We start from the raw sequence: 3,019 nt of genomic DNA, 5'->3' as shown, positions 1-3,019 counted from the left end.
CTGCACTATCGCGGAGTCATTGTATTTTTTGTTATAGGCGAGCGGTAGAGCAAATAGATTTTTTGTCCCCGGCGCTACGGATAAAATATTATTGTTAGGCGACACGCTCGGGCGCTCGTGTACGTACACGATCTGACTTGTGTTATTTGTTATGGCTGAATGGTTCGGCTTTGTGTCGTCAAAATAAACCGTTGTAATGTCGCCCGGTAGCATGGTGACGGTCTGTTCACGCCATGTACTCTTTTTATGGTCATCCCCCGGCTGTTTGACTAGTTCCGGCATTCTTGTTCACTCCTTTTGCTATTGTAGCGGCTTTCTTGATGTGGTTTGACGCGCTGCGTCCTTTCTTAATGGCTTTGGCTCCCTTAGAAACAGATTTGACAGCACGACCACCCGGAACAAAATCCATTGCGGTGGATGCTGTACCTTTCGCAACGTCTCCGACTGCTGGGAAGGCTTTCATAAAGAACACGATTGCAATGATAGCAAGCCCGAGAATAAGAGACCATCTGAACACGCCGAACATGATATTTGATAAATATGATTTGTCGTCAGTGCCTGAAGATGAAGAATCCCCACCTGTCGCCCCGGCTCCTGACGTTCCTTTGAATGTAATGTCCTTATCATCGTACTGGTGAAGGTTGTTACTGCTGATAATGCCGAGAAGCTTATTTACATAGTTAGGGTCTGTTGCATACCCTCCAGCTTTGATTCCCTTCGCATAGTCCTCAACGCTTTTTGCGTTCTTCAGCTTTGACGCATAACGCGGATTGGATAATAGTTCCGCGTGGGCGCGTATGGAATCTTGATAGCTGTTGTACTTTGCAAAGCCATCCTTCACGTGATAGGTCTTACCGTTATATACTTCGGTCGTACCCATCGTGGCACTTCCTGCTGTACCTCTTCCCTTTATTCCAAATAGGTTCTTAGAGTAGTAGGCAAGCCCGGACAATCCGCCCGGGTTTGAACCGCCTGATTCTAACATGATTTGACCCAGTATGATGGATGCAGGGATGCCAGTTTCTTTCTGTATGGCTTGCGCGTCTTTGATAAACGGCTTTATATTTACGCCCATACTTCCACCTACTTTGTCAGGATTTTGATTTTCTGACCCGGTTTAATTTTGTTCGGGTCTTTGAGTTTGTTAAACTTGGCTGTTTCCATATACGCGGCTTTTGTACCACCCTTACCATATTTCTGCGTCAATTCTGACAACGTGTCACCTTTTTTCACCGTCACCGTTTTGTATTTTGGTGTAGACGGTTTTTTCGCTGGCGATGGCTTTTTAGCCGGGGTTGACGGTTTTTTAGCAGGTGTTGTCGTTTTGGCAGGTGTTGACGGTTTCGCGTTCTTCAGCTTTTCCAGTTCTTTATGAAGCTGGTCATTTTCTGTTTCCAAGTTGCTGTATTTCTTCGCTTGATCGGCAAGCTGTTTTGAAATGCTGTCCTTTACTTGGTCAACATACGTTTTGTTTTCCTTGCCAATATCGGTAATGGTGTCGATTACATCTGACTTAAATGATTCTTGGTTCTGCCCCAATTCATTTGCAAAGTTGTTTAAGGCTGTATCAACGCTACCTTCAATGAGAGATTGATTGTTTTGTAGCTGTGCCTGAACCAAGCTTGAATTCATAGGATTGCCATCCAAGTAATCACCCTCTAATGCTTCAGAAGTCACGTACTGTTCTTCCTCAGCAGGACGCCCACGCGTCACAAGGGAGACTAATAGAAAGACCCCAATTGCAACCGACCCGATAATGACAATATTCTTTTTGTTTAATTGGAATTTCTTTTTACCCGGGGAATGACCCCCGGATTCATGACCGACTTGTTCAAATTCCGCCATACCAATATAAGCCTCCTATCGGATCACCGAAATAATGATTCTTAGGGAAGTTTTCTTCATCTACCTGATTTCCGTTTAGATCGACTGTCGCTTTCTCAATACTCATGTTTGTTACTTTGTCGATCAATGCTTCTTTCGGAACCATCGGGTAAATGAAGTTGGCATGTGTTGGGCGTAATTCTTCAGCGTCTCCAATACCTAGCTGCGCGTCAGGTAGCTCCACTGGACGTGAAAGCTCCTGAAGCGCATGAACCCGGTTTTGAAGGTGATAGCCTTCCATCATGCCGCCTTACCTCCCTTGTAATACTTTGATGCCTGAAATTGAATTGCTCGCGATTGTGCTGATAATGGAAGTCGTAGACTTGGCATTTTTCAGGAACAGATAAATACCAATGAGAATCCCGATACCCGCAATCACGTCAAAAAACTTGTTAACCATCCACAAGACCTCCCATGATTTGTTTTACCTTGTCAACGTTCAGGACTGCCATACTTGCGAGAACAAGTACCAAGAACGTGTACGTTATTTTTTCATTTGTGAACATACCCAGCAGGATAACGAAAAAGAGAAAGGTGATAATAAACCGCATAGACTTTGTAAACTCTTGCATAGAATCACCCCTTTACTTCAAGCCAAAACCGCGTTTAAGACCGTTCCAAAACCCATCTATGAAACTGTCTTTAGCGGCTTTTTTGACTTTCTTTTTCTGCTCCGGCTTCATCTTTTGATACTTTTTATACGTGTCGTATCCTGTCGCTTTTTCAACTGCCTTTTTCGCTGTCTTTCCGGCTTCGTCGACGGTTTCTTTTGTAGATTCCCAACCATCTTTTACAACGTCCATCGGTGTAGAAATGTCAGGCGTCATTTTCTGTGCCATCTTTGACAGGTGTTTGCCGCCATAAAAGTCATCAAGAATAATCCATATGGCTGTGAGCGCCAGCGTGAAAAACAAAAGACCTTTTTCCATGTGTTATCCCTTCTTTTTGCGGCGGATAAAGAAGAACCAAAACACGATGATAATAACGGTGAGAACAAGAATTTTAGTCATTGCTTGACGCACCCCCGATTTTTGAAATAACCATTTTCAGATCGGTTAGAATTTCCCGTGTCTGTTCGTTATCCTTTGATTGTTTGAACATGAACCACGCGAGCATTACGCCCATGGCTCCGTTA

The 3,019-nt window shown here is 44.0% G+C and carries 5 protein-coding genes; all 5 read right to left on the bottom strand.

Features of this window, described 5'->3' with window-relative positions; genetic code table 11:
* A partial coding sequence (locus tag ACFWY9_RS44790; protein WP_378341759.1) for a hypothetical protein occupies nt 1-282 on the bottom strand: 282 nt, incomplete at its 3' end.
* On the bottom strand, nt 251-1,075 hold the full coding sequence (locus ACFWY9_RS44785; protein ID WP_378341758.1) for a glycoside hydrolase family 73 protein: 825 nt from the start codon (nt 1,073-1,075) through the stop codon (nt 251-253). The genes ACFWY9_RS44790 and ACFWY9_RS44785, both read right to left, overlap by 32 nt.
* A gap of 8 nt (nt 1,076-1,083) precedes the next feature.
* The gene (locus ACFWY9_RS44780) at nt 1,084-1,845 is read right to left on the bottom strand and encodes a LysM peptidoglycan-binding domain-containing protein (RefSeq protein ID WP_376642739.1); all 762 of its coding nucleotides are present in this window, start codon (nt 1,843-1,845) and stop codon (nt 1,084-1,086) included.
* The gene (locus ACFWY9_RS44775) at nt 1,832-2,128 is read right to left on the bottom strand and encodes a hypothetical protein (RefSeq protein ID WP_063336321.1); all 297 of its coding nucleotides are present in this window, start codon (nt 2,126-2,128) and stop codon (nt 1,832-1,834) included. The genes ACFWY9_RS44780 and ACFWY9_RS44775 overlap by 14 nt, the downstream gene beginning before the upstream one ends.
* A gap of 340 nt (nt 2,129-2,468) precedes the next feature.
* A complete protein-coding gene (locus ACFWY9_RS44770) occupies nt 2,469-2,813 on the bottom strand; it encodes a hypothetical protein (RefSeq protein WP_376642741.1) in 345 nt (114 codons plus the stop codon).
* Nucleotides 2,814-3,019 lie beyond the last annotated feature (206 nt).

Origin of the sequence: Amycolatopsis sp. NPDC059027, assembly GCF_042739735.1 — a bacterium.
Taxonomy (GTDB): domain Bacteria; phylum Actinomycetota; class Actinomycetes; order Mycobacteriales; family Pseudonocardiaceae; genus Amycolatopsis.
This window is presented reverse-complemented; position numbering and strand designations above follow the sequence as displayed.